Raw genomic sequence first — 22,833 nt, 5'->3', positions numbered from 1 at the left:
TTCAGAAGGCATAGGCTTCACGGCGGCGAGCCTCGCCGCGCTGCATCCAGCCGATGACGGCTGCGCGCATGCGCTCGCGTAGCTGGTCCCAGCGGCTGGGGTTGCTCACGATCTGCGCCTTGTAGAAAGAGGGGCACAGCACCGCGGCGTGCGAGACCTCGCCGCACACACCGCAGCCCACGCAGCTGTCGAGCACCGCCGCGACCGGGTCGGTGCGAAGCGGATCGGGGTTGGGCTTGATCGACAGCGACGGACAGCCCGAAAGGCGGATGCAGGAGTGGTCCCCGGTGCAGGTGTCGGAATCGACGCCGAACTTCTCGCGCACCATGCGCTTGCCGTCGGCGATGGCCTTGCGCACCAGCGGCTTCTCGCGGCGCTGCTTGTTGAGCATGCATTCCGACTGGGCGATCAGGACCTTGGGGCCCTTCTCTTTGGTGGTCAGTGCCTCCTTGAGCGCGTCGCGCATGCCGGCAATGTCGTAGGTGCGGCGCATCGTCTTCACCCACTTCACCCCCACGCCGCGCACGGCGCTCTCGATCTCGTGGCCGGTGCTGCGCGTCTTGTTGACGGCTTTCGACGAGAGGATGTCCTGCCCGCCGGTGGCCGAGGTGTAGTTGTTGTCGACGACGATGGTGAGGTTGTCGCTCTTGTTGAAGACCGCGTTGGCGACGCCGCTGGTCAGGCCGTTGTGCCAGAAGCCGCCGTCGCCCATCATCGAGATCGCACGTTTGCCTGCAGGCGCATTGAGCGCAGCGGCACCTGCGCCGCCCAGGCCGTAGCCCATGGTGGTGTTGCCGATGTTGAAGGGTGGCAGGATGGAGAACAGGTGGCAGCCGATGTCGGCGCTCACGTGGTGCGGGCCGAGCTCGCGCTCGACCAGCTTCATCGCGCTGAAGATCGGACGCTCGGGGCAGCCGGTGCAGAAGCCCGGCGGACGGGCATGAACCACTTCGCTGAGCGGCGCGACGGCCCGCGCGGGCTCGGCAGCGACCTCGGTCAGCGGGATCACCTTGCGCACCGGCGCGGGCACCGGCAACGGCGCGAGGCGCTCGTAGCGCTCGCAGAAGCTGCGCGCGCCCTTGAGCAGCTCGGCGGCCGTGTATTCGCCGGCCACCGGCAGCATGTCCTTGCCGTGCAACACCGTGGAGGACCCGGCCTGGCGCAGGATGGTCGCGAGGTTCTGCTCGACGAAGTTGGGCTGCCCCTCTTCCACCACGAGCACCGCGCGCTTGCCTTCGCAGAAGCGGATCACCTCGCTCTCGATGACGGGGTAGGCCACGTTCATCACGTACAGCGGCACCTGTGTGTTGCCGTAGACGTCCGCAAGGCCCATGCGTTCGAGCGCGCGTACCAGCGTGTTGTAGCTGCCGCCCTGCACGATGATGCCGATGTCGTCGGCGTCTTCGGAGAAGAACTCGTTGAGCTGGCGCTCCTCGATGAAGCGCACGGCGGCGGGCCAGCGGTCCTTCACCTTTTCTTGTTCATGGACGAAGCTCGCAGGCGGCAGCACGATGCGGCCCACGTCGCGCTGCGGATTCTCGAGCGCATCCTTCAGCGTGAACTTCGCGCGCTTGTTGTCGCCCGCGACGAAGTGGCCATGCACGTGGCAGGCGCGGATGCGCAGCTGCAGCATCACGGGCGTGTTGCTGGCCTCGGAGAGATCGAAGCCCTGCTTGACCGCATCGACGATGCTGGGCAGGTTGGGCCGCGGGTCGAGCAGCCAGATCTGCGACTTCATCGCGAAGGCGTGGCTGCGCTCCTGCATGATCGAGGAGCCTTCGCCGTAGTCCTCGCCCACGATGATGAGCGCGCCGCCGGTCACGCCGCCCGAGGCCAGGTTGGCCAGCGCGTCGGAAGCCACGTTGGTACCCACGGTAGCCTTGAAGGTGACGGCGCCGCGCAGCGGGTAGTTGACGGAGGCTGCGAGCGTGGCGGCCGCGGTGGCTTCGCTAGCGCTGTTCTCGAAGCGGATGCCCTGCTCGGCGAGGATGTCCTGCGCATCGGCCAGCACGTCCATCAGATGCGAGATGGGCGCCCCCTGGTAGCCGGCCACATAGGAAACTCCCGACTCCAGAAGGGCCTTGGTGACGGCCAGAATGCCCTCGCCCCTGAAGACTTCCCCACCAGAAAGCCGCAGTTTCTTGACTTCTTCAACGAACGAACGCTCTGCCATCGGGGTCCTTGTTGTCTGTCGTGGGACGATGCGACCAGGAGGTTGCACCGTGCTTTCTATAATGTTGACAAATGAATGTATCCACAATCATGAATTACCCTAGACATGCAAGCAGCGTGCCCGTGGCGACTGTGAGGTGCCTTCATGGCTGATCAACCCGTCGAATCGCATCGCTTCGTCGATGACTACCTTCCTGCGCTGCTGGCGCAGGCCAGCCAGTTGATCTCTTCGGAGTTCCACGAAGTGGCGCGCCAGCAGGGCTTCTCCGTGTCTGAGTGGCGCGTGATGGCCTCGCTCGCGGGCAGCGAGCCGATCAGCATCGGCCAGCTCGCGCAGGTGACCGTGACCAAGCAGCCGACAGTGACGCGGCTGCTGGACCGCATGGAAGCACGGGGACAGGTCGAACGCCTGCCCCATGAGAGTGATCGCCGCATCACGCTGGTGCGCATCACGCGCAAGGGGCTCAAGGCGGTCGAGCATCTGATGGAACTGGCGCGCGAGCACGAACGGCGCGTGCTCGAGCCCTTCGGACTGCGGCGCGCGGAAGAGCTCAAGCAGACGCTGCGGCAGATGATCGATCTGCACGTGCGCACGCCAGGCGACGAGCCGGAAGAAGACTGAGCCCCGGGGCTCTGCCGCTCAGAGGCGGGGCACGAGAACGGCGCGTCCGCGATGGCCGCGCTGCGCGATCCAGTCGAGTGCGGCAGCGGCATCCGCAAGCGCGAACGGCCGCACGTCGAGGCTCAGTCGGCCATCCGCGAGCCTGGCAAGCAACTCGGGCGCCGCTGCGCGGCCTTGAGCTTCGCGCCTGAACATGTTGAGGGGCAAGAGTGCCACGTCGCGCTGCAGAAAGTGCGCGATGTCGAGCGAGAGCACGGGCCCCGCGGTGTAGCCGACCAGAACGGCCCGCCCGCCAGGGCGCACTGCAGGCAGCGTTCGCGCGAGCACACCGCCACCGACGGTATCTATCAGCAGATCGGCGCTGGCCACTGCAGGCGGTTCCGCATCCGCAGCGACCGCGACAGCCGCACAACCGGCATCGCGCGCAAGCTGCATCACGAGCGAGCCGACGGCGCCGCTCGCCCCGGTCACCAGGACCTGCTCGCCCGCCTTCAGCTTCGCGACTTCATGCAGCGCCACCCACGCCGACGTCGTCGGAGAGAAGAAGGCTGCGCCCAAAGTCATCGGCACGTCGTCGGGCAACGGGCCCAGCGCCTCGTCGGGCGCATCGATCTGCTCGCACCACGTGCCGTCGAAGAGCGTGCCCAGGCCGCTTCCTCGCAGCCAGACGCGCTGCCCTGCCTGGTAGCGGCCGCTCGCGATGACGACGCCTGCGGCCTCCACGCCCGGCGTATACGGCAAAGGCGGATGCTTGAGGAAGCTGCCGCGCCACACGGTGCGGTCGATGTGCCCGACGGTCGCGGCCTCCATGCGCACGATGGTGCGCCCAGGCCGTGCCGTGGGCTCGGCGACCTCTTCCAGCACGGGCACGGCATCAAATCCATGGATACGCACAGCTTTCAAGGCTGCTTCTCCAGAAAATCGAGCACCGTGCGAGCAAAGGCATCGGGCATCTGGTCGGGCAGCGGCACCATGCCGCCTTCGATGTCGACGATGCGCGCCTGCGGCAGGTGGTGCTGCAGCTCAGCGGCATGCGGAGCGGCGAAAGGGTCGTGGGTCGCGCGCACGATCAGCACCGGCTGCGCGATGCGGCCGATTCGCTCTTCCATGCGGTACGACGCCACGGCACGGTGCCCTTCCTCGACACGCGCGACCTTCAATGCATCGAGCACGAAGGCTTCGAGCAACTCGGGGCGGCCAGTCGGATAGAAGCCCTGGCGCTTCTGCCAGAGCGCGGCGAGGTGAGTGCCGTCTTCGCTCGGTGCGACTTCATCGATGGGCGGGCGCTGCGCACGCGCCTTGCGAAAAGTCTCGTCGGTGTACGGCGTGGACGACAGCACCAGGCGGCGAACCCGCTGTGGAAACGCCGCTGCAAGCTCGAGCGCGATGACGCCGCCGGTGTGATGCCCCACCGCGTCCACCGTCTCGATGCCGAGCGCATCGAGCAGCTCGCAGGCCACGCGCGCCCATTGCTCGATGCTCGCCGGCACGCCGCCGTCGGCGGAGTCGCCGAAGCCGGCCGTATCCATCGCGATGGCCCTGCGGCGCGCGCCGATCAGCGGCAGCACCGCGCGGTATTCGGCCCAGCTGCGCGGCGACTGGTGCAGCAGCAGCACGGCCGGTGCCGTCGGGTCACCGCATGCCGCGTAGTGCACCTGCCCCACCGACAGGTCGGCGAATGCGCGGCGGATGCTGGTCATGACAGGGTCCGATCGGCAGGCGCACGCCACAGGCCCGCGTGCCGCAGCTCGCCGAGCGTGCGCGAGAGCACGTCGCGCCGGTAGGCCGCGACGTCGCGGCCCTCGTAGTCGTAGAAGCCGCTGCCGCTCTTGAGGCCGAGCCGGCCCTGCTCGACCATCTTCCCGACGATCGCCGGCGCGGTGTAGCGGCCCGCATCGAGCGAGGCCGACATCTCGCGGCTCGCGTGGTGCAGGATGTCGCAGCCGCCGAAGTCGATGAACTCCACCACGCCCAGTGCCGCGAAACGCAGGCCCAGGCCGTAGCGCGTGGCCTTGTCGATTTCTTCCGCGGTGGCGGCGCCCTCCTCGATCATCCGCGCGGCCTCGTTCATCACCAGCGCCTGCAGGCGGGGCACGATATAGCCGGGCGACGCGCCGCAGACCACGGGCAGCTTGCCGATCTCTTCCATCAGCGCCTTCGTGCGAGCGAGCACCGTGGCGTCGGTACCGGGGTGGAAGCTGAGCTCGACCACGGGAATCACGTAGGCCGGGTTGAGCCAGTGCATGTTGAGGAAGCGCCCCGGCAGCCGCACCAGTGACGCGAGCTGCGTCACCAGGATGCTGCTGGTGGTCGAGGTGAGGATCGCGTCGTCGCGGCAATGGCGGTTGAGCTGATCGAAGGCTTCGCGCTTGGCTTCCATGGTTTCGGGCACGCCCTCGAACACGAGCTCGGCGGCGGCCAGTGCCCGCGGGGCGGCAGCGGCATCGACCAGATCGACGCGCGCGGCGATGTCGGCGATCTGCGACTGGCCGATCACGCCGAGCTGCGCGAGCCCCGAGAGGCTGGCGTCGATCTCGGCCTTGGCTTCGTCGCGCAGCCGCGCCCATGCCTCGTCGGTGCGCTGGCGCAGGTCGATCAGCGAGATGCGGTGGCCGGCATACGCGAAAGCAATGGCGATGCCGCGCCCCATGCGGCCCGCGCCCACGGCCGCGAAGCGAGGCAGCGAGGCGGTTTCATTCACCATCGTGGAGCCTCTGCTTGAGCTGCGCGGTACTCAGGCCGGCGAAGCCCAGGCTCTCGAAGGTGCGGGGGCCGCGCCGCAGGTCGCGCCCCAGAAAGCCGCCGACGATGGCAAGCAGGCCGTGCGCGATGGGTGCATCCACGCCCGCATGGCGCGCGGCCGAGGCAAGGAAGGCGAGACCGAGCTCGGTGTCCTCGGTGATGTAGCGGTGCGTGTGCAGGTCGATGTTCTCGCGCCAGTCGCCCGACTTGACGAGCTGCTTGTGCGCGTCGCCGTACATCCACTGGTCATTGTTGTAGTGGTCGGCCAGCGGATAGTGCGGCGAGCCCTGCCCGAAGGCTTCGCGCACCGCGATGCGCTCCTGGTCGAGCCGGTCGGTCACGTCGCGCACGGCGCGCTGCGTGCCTTCGTTGTGGATGTCCCAGCGCTCGAAGTGCTGCAGCGGCGCGGCGTTCATCACCATCAGCGGCGGGTGAATGACGGGACCCGCGTTCATCAGCGCGCCCGAGAGCGCGTCGCCGCAGCCATGCACCGCCGGATAGGCCCTGCGGATCACCTCGATGGCCTGCGCCTCCTTGCGGGCCGGATAGACGCCGGTCGGCAGGCGGATCGCGCGGATGGTGACGTTGACTTCGCGCTCGCCGTGCTTGCGCGCCAGGTAGGGCAAGGTGCCGGTTTCGGCCCAGGCCACGTCGGCGCGGCTGCCGGCATCCTTCACGGTGCGCGCCATCACGTAGCTGCCGAATGTGCCCGGCGGCAGGAAGACGACCTGGCCGTCGACCAGGTGCGGCGCCATCGCGAGCGCGATGTCGTGCTGGGCGATGGCAGGAGTCGGTATGACGATCAACTCGGCGCCCTGCATGGCGGCGCCGATGTCGGCGGTGGCGAGCGCGATGGGCACCTCGCGCGAGCCGTCGGCGTCCTTCAGCGTGATCGCGCCGGCGCGCAGCAACGGCTGCAGCGCTTGGGCATCGCGGCGCCACAGGCGCACTTCATGACCGGTTTCAGACAGGTCCGCGGCAGCCGCGTAGGCGCCATGACCACCCCCAAGAATCGCAATTTTCATGTCGAAAGTCGAAAAGCAGGTGTCGATGAACCGGCAGTCGAGCGACGACCCCGGGGAAGCGATGCGCCATTACATTACTTTTCATCGATTCAAGTGTCAATCAAATTCGACGGGCGTCCGCGTGCTCGGAAACCTGGAAGGTCCGAAGTAACGGTCCGCGACAAGGAGGCGGATGGTCGTGATTCGGCACGGAAGGCAGCGTGTAGGCTGAAGAGCCAAGCGGCACTTCTCGCCGATACGTCGAACAGTGGCACCTCAGGCGACAGGATGATCGAAGTGGCGTGACCACACTTCCAACTGGTTCAGGACAGGCACCAGCGCTTTGCCAAACGATGTCAAGCCGTAGCCCACGCCCCTCGGAAATCCAGTGATCAGGAATCGCTCAAGCAATCCCCGCGCCTCCAATCCTTGCAATCGTTCTGACAACACCTTGGGCGAAACGCCGGGGAGCAGTGCCGCCAGTTCACTATGCCGCCGCGCGCCATCCTGCAAATGCCACAGCAGCAGTGCGTTCCAGCGATGGCCAAGAAAACCAAGCCAATCCTCGACAGGACATTGGAGGCAGTGCCGAGGCGAGGGCACATCGAGGCGCTGTTCGTTAATGGGGAGGACTTTCATTCGTGCCTTTCCGTTTGGTGAGTACAGGGCGGACCATCCATCATCCCCATTTCAATGAAGGGAGTGACACCATGGCATTCGCCATCACATTACCGGAGCACATGAACGCGGCATTTGCGGAGGCATTCAACAGCCGCAGCATCGAGAACCTGCTTCAACTCTATGAACCCGACGCGGTATTGCGTACGGATGGGGACAGCGTGGATCTAACCGGGCTTGCATCCATCGAGAAAGCGCTGATGCAACTACTCCAGGTACCGGGCCGAATGACCTCGCGCAACCATTTCTGTATCGCTCACGGCGACTTGGCACTCCTGCGCGCTGACTGGAATGTGGTTGACAACGACGGCACCATAGTTGTTTCCGGCAGCTCTGCTGAGCTCGTGAGAAAACAGGTGGACGGCCGCTGGCTGTATGCCATCGATCACGCCGTGGGAGCGAGCCTCCCACCTGTGTCGCAGGCGAAGCAAGCGACATAGCGTCCCGCTGCTGCCGGAGCGAAGGCGACGGCGTACTGATGAGCCTGCTGTATCGGGCTGCGACGTAAACCAACGAAGTTTGGCGCTCCAGTCATCGTAAAACGAAAAAGCCCGCGCTCGTGAGAACGCGGGCTTTCGCAAGGATGAGAGGGCGCAGCCGTCAGGTGCGTTTCCCGGAAGGATCAGCGGGTGGGCTTGAACGCGCGCTTTTGCGCATCGCGGGGCACGAACACCTTGCCCGGGCCGCCATGGCCGGCGCCATTGCCGCGGGGCGCGAAACCGCCGTCGCCGCGGCCGCCGCCGTGACCGTGGCCGCCGCGCGGAGCGCTGTCGCCCCAGCCCGGCTTGCGGCCATAGCCGCCGCCGTTGCCGCCTTCGTCACGGCCGCCGCCGAAACCGGCGTTCTGGCCCTGATAGCCACCACGCGAGCCCGATGCACCGGGGCCGCGCGAGTTGCGGTCGTTGAAGCCGCTGGCGCCGGCATAGCCGCCGCCATTGCCGCCACGGTAGCCGCCGCCACCGCCGAACTTGCGGTCGCGCGAGTGACCGTCGCGGCCGCCGCGGCCACCGAAATCAGGGCGCGACTGCGGCATGCGCTGCTGCGGTTCCATGCCGGGGATCACCTCGGCCTTGAATTGCTGGCGGCTGTAGTGCTCGATGTCCATGATCCGGCGGCGATCGCGGAATTCCGCGAAGGTGACGGCGATGCCGTCGCGGCCCGCGCGGCCGGTGCGGCCGATGCGATGGGTGTAGTCCTCGGCCTTCATCGGCAGGCCGAAGTTGAAGACGTGGGTGATGGTCGGCACGTCGATGCCGCGCGCAGCCACGTCGGTGGCCACCAGGATCTGCACCTGGCCGTTGCGCAGCGCCATCAGGCGGCGGTTGCGCAGGCCCTGGCTCAGGGCGCCGTGCAGCGCGACGGCGCTGAAGCCGTCCTGCTGCAGGTCGTTGGCGAGGCCGTCGCACTCGACCTGCGTGCTAGCGAACACGATGGCCTGGTTGATGCTGGTGTCGCGCAGCCAGTGGTCGAGCAGCTTGCGCTTGTGCTGGGCGTTGTCGGCCCAGAACAGCACCTGCTTGATGTTGGCGTGCTTTTCCTGCGGGCTGTCGATGGTCACGCGCTGCGGCTCGCGCATCACGCGGGCAGCCAGCTGCTGGATGCGCGGCGCGAAGGTGGCGCTGAACATCATGGTCTGCTGGCGCTCGATGGTGAGCTGGTTGATCTCGGCCAGATCGTCGGCAAAGCCCAGGTCGAGCATGCGGTCGGCCTCGTCGACCACCAGGAACTTGACCTGGTCGAGCTTGATCTGCATCGAGCGCTGCAGGTCGAGCAGGCGGCCCGGCGTGGCGACCACGAGGTCGGCGTTCTGCAGGCGGGCGATCTGGAGCTGGTAGGGCATGCCGCCCACCACGTTCGCAATGCGCAGGCCGCGGCAGTGGCGCACCAGGTCGATGGCGTCGTGCGCAACCTGCTGCGCGAGTTCGCGCGTGGGGCACAGCACCAGGGCGCCGGGCGTGGCGGCCTTGAAGTTGCGGGCGTTGGTCGGGTCCTTGCGCTTCGGCTTCTTGGGCGGGGCTTCGCCGCGGGCGGCGGCCTCTTCGGCCAGGCGCTGGAACTCGGCCCGGGCCGCGGCCTCGGCTTCGGCCTGGCGCTTGATGAGGGTGTGCAGCACGGGCAGCAGGAAGGCTGCGGTCTTGCCCGAACCGGTCTGGCTGGAGACCATCAGGTCGACGAAGCGCGTCGACTTGGCTGCGCCGTCCTGATCGCCCATGGCGATGGGAACGACCTTTTCCTGCACGGCGGTGGGTTGGGTGAAGCCCATGTCCGCGACGGCGGCGATCAGTTCGGGAGCGAGGCCCAGCTTGGCGAAGCCGTTGGGCACGCTCGGTTCCTCGGCTGTGGCTGCTTCGGGAGCGGCGCCGTCCAGCGCTTCGAGGATGGGAGCCTCGGACACGGTGTCCGTGGCGGCGGTGAATTCGTTGTGGGTAGCGGATTGCACAGGCGCGAACTCGCCCTGCGCTTCAAAAGCGTCGGTCATGAATTTCAATCTCAAACGCGAGCGCCGCCGTAGACGGCGCCCCGTTGGGTGGTTAAAAACATCAACCATCCAACGACATTCAACTCCGGGCGGGTGCCCGGGGCTGCGGCCCTTTTTGATCAGCAGATGCTGCGATCGGGCGCGGTGTGCAAGATAGGGAGATGCGAGAAACGCTCACCGGGCTCAAATTTGCCCGCCCGGCCAGCGAAGCCTGCGATTATGGCACGGATTCGGGTTTTTACCTAATTCCGTGCCTCACTCAATCTGCCAGGCGCAGGAAGGTTTCTCGGTAGTGCGCCAGCTCCTCGATGGATTCGTGCACGTCGGCCAGCGCCGTGTGGGCCTGCTGCTTCTTGAAGGCGTTGTAGGCCGCCGGCTTCCAGCGCTTGGCCAGTTCCTTCAGCGTGCTCACGTCGAGGTTGCGGTAGTGGAAGTACGCCTCGAGCTTGGGCATGTACTTGACGAGGAACCGTCGGTCCTGTCCGATGGTGTTGCCGCACATGGGCGAGCCGCTGCGCGGAACGTACTTTGCGATGAATTCCAGCAGCTGCTGCTCGGCGGCGGCCTCGTCGAGGGTCGATGCCTTGACCTTGTCGATCAACCCGCTGCGGCCATGGGTTCCCTTGTTCCAGGCGTCCATGCCGTCGAGCACGGCGTCGCTCTGGTGGATGACGAGCACGGGGCCGTCGATGCGGGGCGTGAGGTCGGGGCCGGTCACGACCACGGCGATTTCGAGCAGGCGCTCTTTCTCGGGGTCCAGACCGCTCATTTCGCAGTCCAGCCAGACCAGGTTCTGGTCGCTTTTCTTCAGGGTCGGGGCGGCTGCGGAGGGCGTCGGGTCAAGGGATTCAGGCATCGCAGGATTGTCGTCGAAGGGCTGCGGCCCCGGATAGCGAGGGCTAAACTCGCCGATCCATGTCCTATTCGCTCATCTTCACCATCGCTTTCGCGGCCGCGATCGTCGCGGGCCTGCTCGTGAAGTTCTGGCTGGCCACGCGACAGGTCCGCCACGTGGCGCAGCACCGCGGCACCGTCCCTGCAGCCTTCGCGCAGACCATCACCCTCGCCGCGCACCAGAAGGCGGCCGACTACACGATCGCCAAGGCGCGATTCGGCCTGGTCGAGATGGCATGGAGCGCGGCGCTGCTGCTCGGCTGGACCCTGCTCGGCGGACTTGACCTGCTCAACAAGCTCCTGCTGGGCTGGATCGGCGGCGGCATGGTGCAGCAACTGGTGCTGCTGGCAGCCTTCGCGGCCATCGGCGGGCTGCTCGAGCTGCCCTTCACGCTCTGGCAGACCTTCAGGCTCGAGGAGCGCTTCGGCTTCAACAAGATGACCTGGAAGCTCTGGCTGGCGGACACCCTCAAGTCCACGCTCCTGGGCGCGGTGATCGGACTGCCCATCGCCGCCCTGATCCTCTGGCTCATGGGCGCAGCCGGCCAGCTGTGGTGGCTGTGGGCCTGGGGCGCCTGGATGGGCTTCAACCTCCTGCTGATGCTGATCTACCCGACCTTCATCGCGCCGTTGTTCAACAAGTTCCAGCCGCTGGACGACCCCACGCTCAAGGAACGCGTAACGGCCCTCATGAAGCGCTGCGGCTTCGCGGCCAAGGGCCTGTTCGTGATGGACGGCAGCACGCGCAGCGCCCATGCCAACGCCTACTTCACCGGCTTCGGCGCCAGCAAGCGCGTGGTGTTCTATGACACGCTGCTGCGCCAGTTGAATGCCGGCGAGGTCGAAGCAGTGCTCGCGCACGAGCTGGGGCACTTCAAGCACCGTCACATCGTCAAGCGGCTGATTGCGATGTTCGCGCTGAGCCTGGCTGGTTTCGCCCTGCTGGGCTGGGTGTCGACGCAGGTCTGGTTCTATGCCGGCCTGGGCGTGCAGCCCAACATGACGGCGCCCAACAGCGCGCTGGCGCTGCTGCTGTTCATGCTCGCCGTGCCGGTGTTCGGCTTCTTCGTGGCGCCGCTGCCCGCGCTGCTGTCGCGCAAGCACGAGTTCGAGGCCGACGCCTACGCGGTGGCCCAGACCAGCGGCGCCGACCTGTCGGCCGCCCTGCTCAAGCTCTACCAGGACAACGCTTCGACGCTCACGCCCGACCCGGTGTTCGTCAAGTTCTACTATTCGCATCCCCCGGCCTCCGAGCGCCTCGCGCGCATGGCAGCCCCGGCCTGACCCGGCCGCGCCCCTCACTCGAAGAAGCCCATCATGAGCAGCATGTTCAAGCCCAAGGACTGGAAGAACCTCCCTCCCCGCAAGGCGCTGAGCGCCACCGAGATCGTCTCGGGCCTGGCGCGCCTCGACGGCTGGAGGCTCACGGGCGACGGCGCAGATGTCGCCATCGAGAAGACCTTCAGCTTCGCCAACTACTTCGAGACCATCGCCTTCGTGAACGCCCTCGCCTTCGTGGCGCACACGCAAGATCATCATCCCGACCTGTCGGTGCACTACAACCGCTGCGTGGTGCGCTTCAACACGCACGACGTGGGCGGCCTGTCGACCACCGACTTCGACTGCGCCCGCCAGGCCGACGCGCTGGTCGGCGCCGCGCCCGCCGCCTGATGGAAGGCGCTCTTGGCTAAGCCCGGCCGCGCCGCGCCCGCAGCCGCCGCTGCGAAGGCACTCCACGAAGGCCTCGTCGTCGCCAGCCACGGGCGCCACTGCCTCGTCGAAACACCCGCAGGCGAACGGCTGATCTGCCATCCGCGCGGCAAGAAGAGCCAGGCCGTGGTCGGCGACCGCGTCCACTGGCAGGCCAGCGAGGACGAAGGCACCATCGAGCAGGTGCTGCCGCGGCGCAATCTCTTCTACCGCCAGGACGAGATCCGCACCAAGTCATTCGCGGCCAATCTCGACCATGTGCTGATCCTGATCGCGGCCGAGCCGGAGTTTTCCGAACACCAGCTGGCCCGGGCGCTGATCGCCGCCGAGGCCGAGCGCATCGCGCCGATCATCGCGTTGAACAAGAGCGACCTGGTCGAGCCCTTCGAGCGCGCCTGGGCCAGGCTGGCGCCCTATCGACGCATGCACCACGGCGTGCTGCCGCTGTCGCTGAAGGCTTCGGCGGAGGCGGACCGCGCCTCGCTGATGAAGCTGCTTGCCGGCAAGTCCACCCTGGTACTGGGCCCGTCCGGCTCGGGCAAGAGCACGCTGACCAACCTGCTGGTGCCTGGCGCGGCCGTGCTGACGCAGGAAATCTCGCAGGCGCTCAACTCCGGCAAGCACACCACCACGAGCACCACCTGGTACTGGATCGACGAGGCCCGCACCACCGGCCTGATCGATTCGCCGGGCTTCCAGGAATTCGGCCTGAACCACATCGCGCCGATGCAGCTCGCCAGCCTCATGCCGGACATCGCCGAGCACGCAGGCGACTGCAAGTTCTACAACTGCACGCACCTGCACGAGCCGGGCTGCGGCGTGATCGCGAACGTGGAAACCGCCGACGTGCCGGGCGCCATCAGCGCGAGCCGCTACAGGATCTACGGCGAACTGTTCGAAGAACTCAGCCAGAAGCGCTACTGAGCGCAGCCGACCGCAGGCTCAGCCGAGCCAGACCCGGTACGACTGCCAGGTCGGGTCGAAGACCAGTTCCATCGTCGCAGCCAGATCCATGTCGTCCTGCAGCGATTGAGCCTGCGTGATCGCGCTGTCCGGATCGGTCACCTGGAAGTGGATGGTGCGCACGCCCTCCTCCAGCACCACGTGAGTGCAGCAGCCGGCCTCGTGCACCTGCAGCCGCGCCGTCAGCCGGTCTTCATAGCCGCGAGCCTCTTCCAGCTCCTCGCCCGATTCGACCGGAACCGCCACGGACAGGCGATGGCACAGGTCGGCACGGCCCACCAGCGCAGTGGCGCTGTCGTTGCGCATCACGATCATCTCGATCTCGCGGCCGTCCTCGGCCGTGCGCGTCGCGCTCACGCCCGACCAGGCATGCTCGCCCGGCGCGAACACGCCGGTGTGGCCCAGTTCGTCCCGCCAGCAGGCGTCGAACAGGGGGACGAAATCGTCGAGCGGCACGCCCTTGAAACCAGCCTGCGCATCGGCCTCCACGTAATCGACCGCGCCCACCTTCACAGCGAAGTCGTACTCGCCCAGGATGTGGTCGAGCATGATGAGGCTCATGTGGCGTGCGTGGTCCTGCATGTCCATCGGGATCGGCTTGGCGAAGCCGATCTCCAGCGCCACCCGCCCGCGGTAGGGCTCATGCTTGACCAGCACCTCGGAGCTCGCCAGTTCGAAGTTGTTCATGCGCATGCCGAAGCCATCGCTCGCGCGCTGGCGGAAGGCTTCCACCTCCACACGCGGCAGCCTGGGGCTGGACTGCACCAGCATCATCAGGTCCTCGAAGTCGTCCACCGAGCCATGGGCGGTCAGCACGAGCTTGAAGACGGGCGGATCGCCGGCCACCTCGGCCGCCAGCCTCGGGAAATGGGGCTCCAGCAGCTGGTTCAGCCCCTCCATCAGCTCACGGGCAGGCAAGGCCCGCAGGCTTTCGAGCCGGGTGCTCACGGCCTCCCAGAAGGCGGCGCAAGCCTCGGCGCGCGGATCGGAGTCCTGGACCGGCATGGGTTGGGAATCTTTCATGGAGTCGAGTCGAGGATGTCCTGCAGCCGCTGCACGAGCACGCTGCATTGCTCCCGCGTACCGATGCTGATGCGCAGGTACTGCGCGATGCGCGGCTGCCTGAAGTGCCGCACCAGCACTGCGCGCTCGCGCAGCGAGGCGGCCAGTTCGGCCGCATCGCGCTTCGGGTGGCGCGCGAAGACGAAGTTGGTCTGCGAGGGCAGCACTTCGAAGCCCAGGTCCTCGAGCTGGAGGGTCAGGCCCTCGCGGGTGTCGACGATCTTGCCGCAGGCCTCGCGGAACCAGGCTTCGTCCTCGAGCGCGGCGACGGCGCCCGCCGAGGCCAGCCGGTCGAGCGGGTACGAATTGAAGCTGTCCTTGACGCGGACCAGGGCGTCGATCAGGTGCGCCTGCCCGCAGGCAAAGCCCACGCGCAAGCCGGCCAATGCGCGCGACTTCGAGAGGGTTTGGACCACGAGCAGGTTGGGGTACTCGCGGATCAGCGGCAGCGCGCTCTCGCCACCGAAGTCGACATACGCCTCATCGACCAATACCACGCGATCGGGGCAGGCTTCGAGCAATTGCTCGATGCGCGACAGCGGCAGTCCGATGCCCGTCGGCGCGTTCGGATTCGCGATGACGATGCCCGCGCACCCCCGGCGCGCACGAACCGCGAGTGCATCGATGTCGATGCCCAGGCCCTCGTCCACGGGCTGCTGCTCGCAGGCAATGCCGTAGAGCTGCGCATAGACCCTGTAGAAGCTGTAGCTCACGTCCGGCATCAGCAGGGGGGCGGCCTGCTGGAAGAACGCGAAGAAGGCGTGCGCGAGCACCTCGTCGGAACCATTGCCGGCGAAGACCTCGCCGGGCTCCAGGCCATGCCGGCGGGCGACGGCCTCGCGCAGCGCGAGCGAGGTGGGATCCGGGTAGCGCTCCAGGCCGTCTTCGGCGGCGCGGCGGATGGCTTCCACCGCAACCGGCGATGGCGGATACGGGTTCTCGTTGGTGTTGAGCTTGACGAGGTTCGCGATGCGCGGCTGCTCGCCGGGCACATAGGGCTCGAGCGCGGCGATCCGGGGGCTCCAGAAGGCCGGTACCGGCTGCTGCTGTTGCTGGGTCATGGCTTCGGCCTTCGCTCAGCCGAGCAGGCGAGCCAGGGTCAGCAGGGCCAGCAGCACCATCCACATCACCACCGAGCGCCAGACAAGGCCCACGACGCTGCGCAGATGCCCTGGCTCGGGTTCGCGGCCCGGCGTGCTGCCGCTGTCGGTGCGGCGGCCATCGGCCAGCGATTCACCGGCCTGGGCGCGCGGCAACGGGTCGGCAACCGGGATCGGCCGCAGCGAGCCGCCGCCCAGACGCACATTGACCGCTCCCGAGGTGGCCGCGAGGATCACCCCGTCGTTCTCGTTGGGAAAGCGTTGCGCGTCGTTGCGCCAGCAGTCGATCGCTTCCTCGAAGCTGCCGACCACCGCGAAGCCAAGCGCAGTGATGCGCGCGGGCAGCCAGTCGATGGCGTGCCAGGCGCGGTCCGCGGCCTCTTGCACCGAAACACTGGAAGGCTGGACCGCGGCGCCGTTCTTGTGTGCCCAGTAGCGCGAGACGAACTCGCTCATCCGGTAGAACACGGCGCCTGCGGGCCCGAGGCCGACAGCCGCGATGATCGAGAACCATGCGAGCACGCCGAACACGTGGCGGTGCGCGGCGATCACTGAATGCTCGATGACGTGGCGCACGATCTCGCTGCGCGGCAGATCTGCCGCGTCGACACCCTGCCAGTGCGCCAGCAGCGAGCGCGCCAGGGGCTCGTCGCCTTCGTCGAGCGCGTCGCGGATGTCGGTGAAATGGTGGCTGAACTGCCGGAAGCCCAGCGTGACGTAGAGCACCGCGATGCTCCAGAGCACCGCGAAAGGAAGGCCGAGCGTAAGTACCAGAAGCCAGTGCACGCCGAGTGCGCCAATCGTGGGCACGAATACAGCGAGCCCCCATGCGATCCATCCGTGATGCGGCTTGCCCGCGTCGAAGTTGCGGCTGGTCCAGCGCGTCCACGCAAGCACCGCGCCGTACACGGGGTTGTGCGGGCCCAGCGGCCGCACCTGCTCGATCAGCAGCGCGCACAGGATGGCAAAAAAGCTCATCCTTCGATGATAGCGAGAGCGCCTGAAGGTTCAGGCCGCATTCAGGCTGGGCTCAAGCCGCCAGAAAACGGTAGAGATTGCGCAGCATGCCGGCGGTCGCGCCCCACACGAAGCGCTCGTCCGTGCCGTCCTGGTAAGGCATGGAGTACCACTGGCGCCGGGTGCCGTCGGGTGCTGGCACGGTGTGGTGACGATGATTGGCCGGATCCATCAGCCAGGCGAGCGGCACCTCGAAGGCATCGGCAACCTCGTAGGGGTTGATGGTCAGCTCGAAATCGGGCTGCACCAGCGCGACAACCGGCGTCACGATAAAGGAGGTCACGGTCGTGTACGTCGGCAGGCTGCCGAGCACCTCGATGTATCGGGCCGAGAGGCCGACTTCCTCCCAGGCTTCGCGCAAGGCGGCGGCGGCGATGTTGGCGTCTTCCGGATCGACGCGGCCGCCGGGAAAGGCGACCTGGCCCGAGTGGGTCGACAGGTTCGAGGTTCGCTCGGTGAGCAGCACGGTCGCACCCTCCGGACGCTGCACGATCGGCACCAGCACTGCAGCCTGGGCCGGAACGCGATCGGTCATGCGCGGCTCGCGGCACAACTCGGGCGTCCAGACGGGGGGGGTGGCAAAACGCGTGCGCAGCGCCTGTGCCGTCAGCTGCTCCACAGCCACCGGCAGCAGTCCCTCGACCTCACCAGCCACGAAGGGCACCTTGCGCGGGTCGAATTGCATCAGCGTGGGCGGCGCCACGGCGTTGACGATTTCGGCGGAGGCGGCCTGCGGGGAAATGGATGAGTTGGTCAAGAGATGAAAGGTACCGGGGTCGGGGTTGAGTGAAACAGAACGGAAGTAGAGCGGAAAAACGGAAAGTTGTCGTTGAGCGGGGGCAACAACGCAAAAAGCCGCCAGAACGGCGGCTTTTCTTGCACGACAGGAAGGCTGCTTTACGCGGCCGTCGCAGCCGTCGACTTGCTCGGCAGCTTTTCCTTGATGCGTGCCGAGCGGCCGCTGCGGTCGCGCAGGTAGTACAGCTTGGCGCGGCGCACATCGCCACGGCGCTTGACTTCGATGCCGGCGATCAGCGGGCTGTAGGTCTGGAAGGTACGCTCCACGCCTTCGCCGCTGGAGATCTTGCGAACGGTGAAGCCGCTGTTCAGGCCACGGTTGCGCTTGGCGATCACGACGCCTTCGTAGGCCTGCACGCGCTTGCGGGTGCCTTCGACGACGTTCACGCTGACGATGACCGTGTCACCGGGCATGAATTCGGGGATGGTCTTGCCGAGACGGGCGATTTCTTCCTGCTCGAGGGTCTGGATGAGGTTCATGATTTCCTGAAATTCGATCGTGCCGGGCTACACAAAAGGCGCCTTTGGCTTCCATGGGAAGACCGGGCGCGGCCGGACAGAGGATCGAGGAACCCGGGATTATAGCTTTTTTTTCAGCGCGGCCTCATCGGCCTTGCCAAGACGTCCCGCCGCACGGGCCGCGTCGATGAGCTCGGGGCGCCGCCCGGCCGTGATGGCAAGGCGCTGGTCGCGCCGCCAGCGCTCGATCTGCGCGTGATGGCCCGAGAGCAACGGCGCCGGCACGCCCTGCCCGTTCCATTGCTCGGGCCGCGTGTAATGCGGGCAGTCGAGGAGACCGTCGAGTGCCGGATTGAAGCTGTCCTGCACATGGCTGGCCTCGTCCCCGAGCACGCCCGGCTGCAGCCGCGCCACCGCATCGAGCAGCGCCATGGCCGCGATCTCGCCACCGGAAAGCACGAAATCGCCAAGGCTGATCTGGTGGGTGACGCGCGCATCGATGAAACGCTGGTCGATGCCCTCGTAGCGGCCGCACACCAGCACGGCGCCCTCGCTTGCCGACCAGCGCTCGACCACCTCATGCCGCAGCACCTCGCCGGTGGGAGAAAACAGGATGACCGGCGCTTCGGTTCCACGCGCGGCCAGCGCCGCGTCGAGGCAGTCGGACAGCGGCTCGGCCATCATGACCATGCCGGGACCGCCGCCGAACGGCCGGTCGTCCACGCGCTTGTAGTTGCCCTGCGCGAAGTCGCGCGGATTCCACAGCACCACTTCGACCTGCTTCGACTCGTAGGCGCGGCGCGTCACGCCGCTGGCCATGAAGGGCGCGAAAAGTTCGGGAAAGAGCGTGAGAACGTCGAAGCGCATGCCGCGCGGGGCGCCGGTCAGTAGTCCGGCTGCCAGTCGACGGAGATGAGGCGCCCGGACAAGTCGACCTTGTCGACGAAAGCCGAGACGAAGGGCACCATCCGCTCGATGGCCTTGCCGCCTTCCTCGGCGGCAAGCACCAGAGTGGTCTGCGGGCCCGTTGCGAGCAGCTCGCGCACCGTGCCGAGCGCCACTCCTTCGCGGTTGACCACGGACAGGCCGATCAGGTCGACCCAGTAGTACTCGTCGTCGCCGGCCGTCGGAAAGCTGGAGCGCGGCACGAACACGCGCGCGCCGCGCAGCGCCTCGGCGGCGTTGCGGTCGGGCACGTCCACGGACGTGGCGACGATGCAGTCGGAATGTTCCTTGGCTTCGCGGATCGCGAGCCGGAAGGCTGTGCTCGCCGAGGCTCCGGGAGCCTGCAGGAACCAGCGCTTCGATGAGAAGAGCGCCTCGGGCTGGGCGCTGTGGGGCAGGACCTTGAACCAGCCCTTGATGCCCCAGGCATCGGCGATGCGCCCTACTTCGATCGCATCCGCCGGCAATTCGGCGGCTTCGAGTGCGGGGAGCATCGCCGTGCGGGCGGCTTAGGCGGCCGCCTTGGGAGCTGCGGCTGCAGCTTGCTTGATCAGGCGCAGAACGGTCGGCGAAGCTTGTGCGCCGACGCTCTTCCAGTACGCCAGGCGGTCCTGGGCGATACGGATGCTTTCTTCGTTTTCCTTGGCGATCGGGTTGTAGAAGCCCAGACGCTCGATGAAACGGCCATCGCGGCGAACGCGCTTGTCCGACACGACGATGTTGAAGAACGGACGGCCTTTGGAGCCGCCGCGGGAGAGTCGAATGACGACCATGATTTATCCTTGGGTGGTCAGCAGGCCTCGTGGATTGGAAAAGGCCCGCTCACAATGTTCTTCCAGCGTCGAGACACGCGACTGGCCACCCGGCCAGCGACACGCTGAAAAGCCCGCGATTATAGCCCGACCCGCGTTTTTGTCCGAATTCCGGCCTCACGCCATCCGTTTCACCCGCATGCCCCTCGCCATCCGCCCCTGCACCGAAGCAGACATCGCGGCCGTCACGGCCATCTACGCCCACCACGTGCTGCACGGCACCGGCACCTTCGAGACAGAGCCTCCCTCCCCCGGCGACATGGCCGCCCGCCGCGCGGACGTGCTCTCCAGGAACCTGCCGTACCTGGTTGCCGAGGAAGACGGAAAAGTGTTGGGTTTTGCCTACTGCAACTGGTTCAAGCCACGCCCCGCATACCGTTTCTCTGCAGAAGACTCGATCTACGTGTCGGAGTCAGCACGCGGCAAGGGTCTGGGCGCCAAGCTGCTGGCGGCGCTGTCGCAGGCAGCCGAGGCAGCGGGCGTGCGCAAGCTGATCGCGGTGATCGGCGACTCGGCCAACGCGGGCTCCATCGGCGTGCATCGCAGCCAGGGCTTCTCGCACGTCGGCGTGCTGAAGGACTGTGGCTGGAAGTTCGGCGAATGGCGCGACGTCGTATTGATGGAAAAGGTGCTCGGCGAAGGCAGCACCACCAGACCCGAATGAAAAACAAGACCGTTGCCGCCTGGCTTTCCTTCCTCGGCGGCCCCCTGGGGCTGCACCGTTTCTACCTGCGCGGCATGGGCGACTGGCTCGGCTGGCTGCTGCCCATTCCCACCGCGCTGGGCGTCTACGGCATCGAGCGCGTGCGCATGTACGGCGTGGACGACGGCCTGAGCTGGGCGCTGATCCCGCTGCTGGGCTTCACCATCGCCGGCTGCGCGCTGATGGCCATCGTCTACGGCCTCATGACGCCCGAGAAGTGGAACGCCCGCTTCAACGCCAGCGCCCCGGCGGATGCCGAACCCGGCCGCACCAACTGGTTCACCATCGGCGCCGTCGTGCTGGCCCTCTTCTTCGGCAGCACGATCCTGATGGCCAGCATCGTCTTCAGCTTCCAGCGCTACTTCGAGCACCAGATCGAAGAGGGGCGGAAGATTTCGCAGTAGCCGCCGTCAGAACAGCTGCATGCTGATCCAGTAAGCAATAGCCGCCACGAACGCCGAAGCCGGGATCGTGAAGATCCAGGCCCAGACGATGTTCCCCGCCACGCCCCAGCGCACCGCGCTCGCGCGCTGCGTGGAACCCACGCCGACGATCGCGCCGGTGATGGTGTGGGTGGTCGACACCGGAATGCCCAGCGCGGTGGCCAGGAACAGGGTCAGCGCGCCGCCGGTTTCGGCGCAGAAGCCGCCCACGGGCTTGAGCTTGGTGATCTTCTGGCCCATGGTCTTCACGATGCGCCAGCCGCCGAACATGGTGCCCAGCGCGATCGCGGCATAGCAGCTCACGATGACCCAGTTCGGAGGCGCCGATTCGCCGGCGGAAGCGTAGCCCGTGGCGATCAGCAGCATCCAGATGATGCCGATGGTCTTCTGCGCGTCGTTGCCGCCGTGGCCCAGGCTGTAGGCGCCGGCCGAGACCAGCTGCAGCCGGCGGAACCAGCGGTCGATGCGCGACGGAGTGGCGCGGCGGAAGCCCCAGGCCACCACGACCATCATCAGCGAGCCCAGCAGGAAGCCCAGCAGCGGGGAGACAAAAATGAACGCCACCGTCTTCCAGATGCCGGAGGCGACGAGGCCGCTGGTGCCGGTCTTGGCGATCACGGCGCCCACGATGCCGCCGATCAGCGCATGCGACGAGCTGCTCGGAATGCCGTAGTACCAGGTCACGAGGTTCCAGCTGATGGCGCCGACGAGCGCGCCGAACACCACGTGCACGTCGACCACCCCGGGCTGGGCGATGCCCTTGCCCACCGTGGCGGCCACGCTCAGATGAAAGATGAAGATCGCGACCAGGTTGAAGAAGGCCGCGAAGACCACGGCCTGCCCCGGCCGGAGCACCCCGGTGGAGACCACCGTCGCAATCGAATTGGCGGCGTCGTGGAATCCGTTCATGAAGTCGAACAGGATCGCCAGAGCGACCAGCACCACAACCACCCAGAGGGCGACCTGAACCGTTGCCATCGGTCGCTGCCCGCTTACGAATTCTCGAGGACGATGCCCTCGATCACGTTGGCCACGTCCTCGCACTTGTCGGTGATCGTCTCCAGCAGCTCGTAGATCGCCTTGAGCTTGATCACCTCGCGCACGTCGGGCTCCTCGCGGAACAGCTTGCTCATGGCGCTGCGCATCACACGGTCGGCGTCGGACTCGAGGCGGTCGATCTCCTCGCAGGTCTTGAGGGTGGCCTCGGCCACGGCCGGGTCGGCGATGCGGCCGAGGAACTTCACGGCGTCCTTCAGGCGGTCGCAGCACTTCACGCTCAGCGAGGTGAGGCGCACGATTTCCTCGGTCATGTGGCGCACGTCGTACAGCGCCATGGTCTCGGCCGAGTCCTGGATCAGGTCGGCCACGTCGTCCATCGTGTTGATGAGCTTGTGGATCTGCTCGCGGTCGATGGGCGTGATGAAAGTCTTGTGGATCAGCCGGTTGACGTCGTGCGTCACGCGGTCGGCGGCGCGCTCGGCGTTGTCGACGTCGCGGTTGTACTGCTCGCGCAGGTGCACGTCGCTGTAGTTGGTCACCAGTTGCTCGAACGCCCGCGCCGCCTCGACGATGCGCTCGGCGTGCTGGTTGAACATCTCAAAAAAATTCCCCTCGCGGGGCAGCAGCTTGCCGAACATGGGTGGCGCTCTCCTGGGATCTCGGGACTTGCCTGCCACAAGCGTGTGACAGCGTGATGAAAAACCGTGCAAGTGTACCGGGAGGGCGGTACCGGGCCGGCTGGGCGGGCTCTCGCCCGGCGCCGGTCAGCCGCGGATGCGCTCGATGACCTGGTCCGAAACCCGCGCCAGCGCCGCGCGCGGCACCTTGTCGGGGGCGATTTCGGCCAGCGGCTTGAGCACGAAGGCCCGCTCCCGCATGCGGGGATGGGGCAGGCTCAGCTTGGGTGTGTCCTTGACCGAATTGCCGTGCATCAGCAGGTCGAGGTCGAGCGTGCGCGGCGCGTTGGGAAAGGGCCGCTCGCGGCCGGCCTGCTCTTCGAGCAGCTGCAGCTCCGAAAGGAATGCCTCGGCCGTCAGGCCGGTGCGCACCGCCACCACGGCATTGATGTAGTCGGGCCCCGAGGATTCGATGGGCGCGCTGCGGTACAGCGACGAGCGCGCCGTGACCACGGTGCGCTCGATGGCGCCAATGGCCTCCATGGCCGCCTTCACCGCCGCCTGGGCGTCGCCCAGGTTGGCGCCGATGGCGATGAAGGCCTGCACGGTCGGGT

Annotated in this window: 26 protein-coding genes; 7 read left to right on the top strand and 19 right to left on the bottom strand. The window is 67.0% G+C overall.

Annotated features, from left to right (window positions below; translation table 11 throughout):
- Nucleotide 1: 1 nt before the first annotated feature.
- Nucleotides 2–2,173: a thiamine pyrophosphate-dependent enzyme gene (locus ABL843_RS08555; RefSeq protein ID WP_418119573.1), complete on the bottom strand. Its 2,172-nt coding sequence runs from the start codon at nt 2,171–2,173 to the stop codon at nt 2–4.
- A gap of 144 nt (nt 2,174–2,317) precedes the next feature.
- Here ABL843_RS08555 and ABL843_RS08550 point away from each other — a divergent pair, with 144 nt between their 5' ends.
- Nucleotides 2,318–2,794, top strand: coding sequence for a MarR family winged helix-turn-helix transcriptional regulator (locus tag ABL843_RS08550; protein ID WP_126022757.1), 477 nt, complete (start codon nt 2,318–2,320; stop codon nt 2,792–2,794).
- A gap of 18 nt (nt 2,795–2,812) precedes the next feature.
- Here the strand turns inward: ABL843_RS08550 and ABL843_RS08545 are convergent, their stop codons facing one another.
- The 5 genes from ABL843_RS08545 to ABL843_RS08525 all read right to left on the bottom strand — a co-directional run bounded on the left by ABL843_RS08545 (nt 2,813) and on the right by ABL843_RS08525 (nt 7,179).
- Nucleotides 2,813–3,688 (bottom strand): quinone oxidoreductase family protein, encoded by an 876-nt coding sequence (locus ABL843_RS08545; protein WP_418120451.1) that lies wholly within the window; start codon nt 3,686–3,688, stop codon nt 2,813–2,815.
- A gap of 5 nt (nt 3,689–3,693) precedes the next feature.
- Nucleotides 3,694–4,494, bottom strand: coding sequence for an alpha/beta fold hydrolase (locus ABL843_RS08540; protein ID WP_418119572.1), 801 nt, complete (start codon nt 4,492–4,494; stop codon nt 3,694–3,696).
- Nucleotides 4,491–5,498 (bottom strand): 3-hydroxybutyryl-CoA dehydrogenase, encoded by a 1,008-nt coding sequence (locus ABL843_RS08535; RefSeq protein ID WP_418119571.1) that lies wholly within the window; start codon nt 5,496–5,498, stop codon nt 4,491–4,493. Before ABL843_RS08535 ends, ABL843_RS08540 begins: the two co-directional genes overlap by 4 nt.
- A complete protein-coding gene (locus ABL843_RS08530; protein ID WP_126022752.1) occupies nt 5,488–6,561 on the bottom strand; it encodes an NAD/NADP-dependent octopine/nopaline dehydrogenase family protein in 1,074 nt (357 codons plus the stop codon). Before ABL843_RS08530 ends, ABL843_RS08535 begins: the two co-directional genes overlap by 11 nt.
- 255 nt (nt 6,562–6,816) lie before the next feature.
- Nucleotides 6,817–7,179 (bottom strand): winged helix-turn-helix transcriptional regulator, encoded by a 363-nt coding sequence (locus tag ABL843_RS08525; protein WP_418119570.1) that lies wholly within the window; start codon nt 7,177–7,179, stop codon nt 6,817–6,819.
- A 71-nt stretch (nt 7,180–7,250) separates the two neighbouring features.
- Between ABL843_RS08525 and ABL843_RS08520 the strand changes: the two genes are divergently transcribed.
- Nucleotides 7,251–7,658: a YybH family protein gene (locus ABL843_RS08520; protein WP_221297381.1), complete on the top strand. Its 408-nt coding sequence runs from the start codon at nt 7,251–7,253 to the stop codon at nt 7,656–7,658.
- A 182-nt stretch (nt 7,659–7,840) separates the two neighbouring features.
- Here the strand turns inward: ABL843_RS08520 and ABL843_RS08515 are convergent, their stop codons facing one another.
- Complete coding sequence (locus tag ABL843_RS08515; RefSeq protein WP_418119569.1) at nt 7,841–9,697, bottom strand: DEAD/DEAH box helicase; 1,857 nt, start codon at nt 9,695–9,697, stop codon at nt 7,841–7,843.
- Nucleotides 9,698–9,956: 259 nt separating this feature from the next.
- Nucleotides 9,957–10,553: an oligoribonuclease gene (orn, locus tag ABL843_RS08510; protein ID WP_126022748.1), complete on the bottom strand. Its 597-nt coding sequence runs from the start codon at nt 10,551–10,553 to the stop codon at nt 9,957–9,959.
- A 59-nt stretch (nt 10,554–10,612) separates the two neighbouring features.
- Here orn and ABL843_RS08505 point away from each other — a divergent pair, with 59 nt between their 5' ends.
- The 3 genes from ABL843_RS08505 to rsgA are packed head-to-tail and all read left to right on the top strand — an operon-like array spanning nt 10,613 to nt 13,225.
- Complete coding sequence (locus tag ABL843_RS08505) at nt 10,613–11,875, top strand: M48 family metallopeptidase (protein ID WP_126022746.1); 1,263 nt, start codon at nt 10,613–10,615, stop codon at nt 11,873–11,875.
- 33 nt (nt 11,876–11,908) lie between these two features.
- On the top strand, nt 11,909–12,262 hold the full coding sequence (locus ABL843_RS08500) for a 4a-hydroxytetrahydrobiopterin dehydratase (protein ID WP_369659201.1): 354 nt from the start codon (nt 11,909–11,911) through the stop codon (nt 12,260–12,262).
- Between the two features lie 12 nt (nt 12,263–12,274).
- Nucleotides 12,275–13,225 carry a ribosome small subunit-dependent GTPase A gene (rsgA, locus tag ABL843_RS08495; protein WP_126022744.1) on the top strand — a complete coding sequence of 317 codons (951 nt, stop codon included), beginning with the start codon at nt 12,275–12,277 and terminating at the stop codon, nt 13,223–13,225.
- An 18-nt stretch (nt 13,226–13,243) separates the two neighbouring features.
- Here the strand turns inward: rsgA and ABL843_RS08490 are convergent, their stop codons facing one another.
- The 8 genes from ABL843_RS08490 to rpsP form a co-directional block, all read right to left on the bottom strand.
- The gene (locus tag ABL843_RS08490; protein WP_418119568.1) at nt 13,244–14,287 is read right to left on the bottom strand and encodes a hypothetical protein; all 1,044 of its coding nucleotides are present in this window, start codon (nt 14,285–14,287) and stop codon (nt 13,244–13,246) included.
- On the bottom strand, nt 14,284–15,387 hold the full coding sequence (hisC, locus tag ABL843_RS08485) for a histidinol-phosphate transaminase (protein WP_418119567.1): 1,104 nt from the start codon (nt 15,385–15,387) through the stop codon (nt 14,284–14,286). The genes ABL843_RS08490 and hisC overlap by 4 nt, the downstream gene beginning before the upstream one ends.
- 15 nt (nt 15,388–15,402) lie before the next feature.
- Complete coding sequence (locus tag ABL843_RS08480; protein WP_126022740.1) at nt 15,403–16,404, bottom strand: CobD/CbiB family protein; 1,002 nt, start codon at nt 16,402–16,404, stop codon at nt 15,403–15,405.
- 52 nt (nt 16,405–16,456) lie between these two features.
- Nucleotides 16,457–17,200 (bottom strand): CoA pyrophosphatase, encoded by a 744-nt coding sequence (locus tag ABL843_RS08475; RefSeq protein WP_418119566.1) that lies wholly within the window; start codon nt 17,198–17,200, stop codon nt 16,457–16,459.
- Between the two features lie 140 nt (nt 17,201–17,340).
- Entirely contained in the window at nt 17,341–17,721 is a 381-nt protein-coding gene (gene rplS / locus ABL843_RS08470; RefSeq protein WP_026346370.1) for a 50S ribosomal protein L19, read from the bottom strand.
- Nucleotides 17,722–17,820: 99 nt separating this feature from the next.
- Nucleotides 17,821–18,567: a tRNA (guanosine(37)-N1)-methyltransferase TrmD gene (gene trmD / locus ABL843_RS08465; protein WP_418119565.1), complete on the bottom strand. Its 747-nt coding sequence runs from the start codon at nt 18,565–18,567 to the stop codon at nt 17,821–17,823.
- Between the two features lie 17 nt (nt 18,568–18,584).
- Nucleotides 18,585–19,139 carry a ribosome maturation factor RimM gene (rimM, locus tag ABL843_RS08460; RefSeq protein ID WP_418119564.1) on the bottom strand — a complete coding sequence of 185 codons (555 nt, stop codon included), beginning with the start codon at nt 19,137–19,139 and terminating at the stop codon, nt 18,585–18,587.
- 15 nt (nt 19,140–19,154) lie between these two features.
- Nucleotides 19,155–19,418 carry a 30S ribosomal protein S16 gene (rpsP, locus tag ABL843_RS08455; protein WP_028259818.1) on the bottom strand — a complete coding sequence of 88 codons (264 nt, stop codon included), beginning with the start codon at nt 19,416–19,418 and terminating at the stop codon, nt 19,155–19,157.
- Nucleotides 19,419–19,596: 178 nt separating this feature from the next.
- Between rpsP and ABL843_RS08450 the strand changes: the two genes are divergently transcribed.
- Together ABL843_RS08450 and ABL843_RS08445 are read left to right on the top strand one after the other, a co-directional pair.
- Nucleotides 19,597–20,121, top strand: coding sequence for an N-acetyltransferase family protein (locus tag ABL843_RS08450; protein ID WP_418119563.1), 525 nt, complete (start codon nt 19,597–19,599; stop codon nt 20,119–20,121).
- A complete protein-coding gene (locus ABL843_RS08445) occupies nt 20,118–20,564 on the top strand; it encodes a TM2 domain-containing protein (RefSeq protein WP_184635628.1) in 447 nt (148 codons plus the stop codon). The genes ABL843_RS08450 and ABL843_RS08445 overlap by 4 nt, the downstream gene beginning before the upstream one ends.
- Before the next feature lie 6 nt (nt 20,565–20,570).
- On the opposite strand, the gene ABL843_RS08440 is transcribed toward ABL843_RS08445, so the two are convergent.
- The 3 genes from ABL843_RS08440 to folK form a co-directional block, all read right to left on the bottom strand.
- Nucleotides 20,571–21,581 (bottom strand): inorganic phosphate transporter, encoded by a 1,011-nt coding sequence (locus ABL843_RS08440; protein WP_126022732.1) that lies wholly within the window; start codon nt 21,579–21,581, stop codon nt 20,571–20,573.
- Between the two features lie 14 nt (nt 21,582–21,595).
- Nucleotides 21,596–22,240 (bottom strand): DUF47 domain-containing protein, encoded by a 645-nt coding sequence (locus ABL843_RS08435; RefSeq protein ID WP_126022731.1) that lies wholly within the window; start codon nt 22,238–22,240, stop codon nt 21,596–21,598.
- Between the two features lie 126 nt (nt 22,241–22,366).
- The gene (gene folK / locus ABL843_RS08430; RefSeq protein WP_184636721.1) at nt 22,367–22,825 is read right to left on the bottom strand and encodes a 2-amino-4-hydroxy-6-hydroxymethyldihydropteridine diphosphokinase; all 459 of its coding nucleotides are present in this window, start codon (nt 22,823–22,825) and stop codon (nt 22,367–22,369) included.
- Between the last annotated feature and the right edge of the window lie 8 nt (nt 22,826–22,833).

The sequence above is a fragment of the Variovorax sp. 350MFTsu5.1 genome, from assembly GCF_048302515.1.
Classification (GTDB): domain Bacteria; phylum Pseudomonadota; class Gammaproteobacteria; order Burkholderiales; family Burkholderiaceae_C; genus Variovorax; species Variovorax guangxiensis.
Note: the sequence above shows the minus strand (reverse complement) of the source record. Positions and strands in the feature narration are given on the sequence as shown.

What these genes read in the sequence shown, in the direction of transcription:
- ABL843_RS08555 (WP_418119573.1), bottom strand. Translation starts at nt 2,173, where the DNA reads ATGGCAGAGCGTTCGTTCGTTGAAGAAGTCAAGAAACTGCGGCTTTCT.
- ABL843_RS08550 (WP_126022757.1), top strand. Translation starts at nt 2,318, where the DNA reads ATGGCTGATCAACCCGTCGAATCGCATCGCTTCGTCGATGACTACCTT.
- ABL843_RS08540 (WP_418119572.1), bottom strand. Translation starts at nt 4,494, where the DNA reads ATGACCAGCATCCGCCGCGCATTCGCCGACCTGTCGGTGGGGCAGGTG.
- ABL843_RS08535 (WP_418119571.1), bottom strand. Translation starts at nt 5,498, where the DNA reads ATGGTGAATGAAACCGCCTCGCTGCCTCGCTTCGCGGCCGTGGGCGCG.
- ABL843_RS08530 (WP_126022752.1), bottom strand. Translation starts at nt 6,561, where the DNA reads ATGAAAATTGCGATTCTTGGGGGTGGTCATGGCGCCTACGCGGCTGCC.
- ABL843_RS08525 (WP_418119570.1), bottom strand. Translation starts at nt 7,179, where the DNA reads ATGAAAGTCCTCCCCATTAACGAACAGCGCCTCGATGTGCCCTCGCCT.
- ABL843_RS08520 (WP_221297381.1), top strand. Translation starts at nt 7,251, where the DNA reads ATGGCATTCGCCATCACATTACCGGAGCACATGAACGCGGCATTTGCG.
- ABL843_RS08515 (WP_418119569.1), bottom strand. Translation starts at nt 9,697, where the DNA reads ATGACCGACGCTTTTGAAGCGCAGGGCGAGTTCGCGCCTGTGCAATCC.
- orn (WP_126022748.1), bottom strand. Translation starts at nt 10,553, where the DNA reads ATGCCTGAATCCCTTGACCCGACGCCCTCCGCAGCCGCCCCGACCCTG.
- ABL843_RS08505 (WP_126022746.1), top strand. Translation starts at nt 10,613, where the DNA reads ATGTCCTATTCGCTCATCTTCACCATCGCTTTCGCGGCCGCGATCGTC.
- ABL843_RS08500 (WP_369659201.1), top strand. Translation starts at nt 11,909, where the DNA reads ATGAGCAGCATGTTCAAGCCCAAGGACTGGAAGAACCTCCCTCCCCGC.
- ABL843_RS08490 (WP_418119568.1), bottom strand. Translation starts at nt 14,287, where the DNA reads ATGAAAGATTCCCAACCCATGCCGGTCCAGGACTCCGATCCGCGCGCC.
- hisC (WP_418119567.1), bottom strand. Translation starts at nt 15,387, where the DNA reads ATGACCCAGCAACAGCAGCAGCCGGTACCGGCCTTCTGGAGCCCCCGG.
- ABL843_RS08480 (WP_126022740.1), bottom strand. Translation starts at nt 16,404, where the DNA reads ATGAGCTTTTTTGCCATCCTGTGCGCGCTGCTGATCGAGCAGGTGCGG.
- rplS (WP_026346370.1), bottom strand. Translation starts at nt 17,721, where the DNA reads ATGAACCTCATCCAGACCCTCGAGCAGGAAGAAATCGCCCGTCTCGGC.
- trmD (WP_418119565.1), bottom strand. Translation starts at nt 18,567, where the DNA reads ATGCGCTTCGACGTTCTCACGCTCTTTCCCGAACTTTTCGCGCCCTTC.
- rimM (WP_418119564.1), bottom strand. Translation starts at nt 19,139, where the DNA reads ATGCTCCCCGCACTCGAAGCCGCCGAATTGCCGGCGGATGCGATCGAA.
- rpsP (WP_028259818.1), bottom strand. Translation starts at nt 19,418, where the DNA reads ATGGTCGTCATTCGACTCTCCCGCGGCGGCTCCAAAGGCCGTCCGTTC.
- ABL843_RS08450 (WP_418119563.1), top strand. Translation starts at nt 19,597, where the DNA reads ATGCCCCTCGCCATCCGCCCCTGCACCGAAGCAGACATCGCGGCCGTC.
- ABL843_RS08445 (WP_184635628.1), top strand. Translation starts at nt 20,118, where the DNA reads ATGAAAAACAAGACCGTTGCCGCCTGGCTTTCCTTCCTCGGCGGCCCC.
- ABL843_RS08440 (WP_126022732.1), bottom strand. Translation starts at nt 21,581, where the DNA reads ATGGCAACGGTTCAGGTCGCCCTCTGGGTGGTTGTGGTGCTGGTCGCT.
- ABL843_RS08435 (WP_126022731.1), bottom strand. Translation starts at nt 22,240, where the DNA reads ATGTTCGGCAAGCTGCTGCCCCGCGAGGGGAATTTTTTTGAGATGTTC.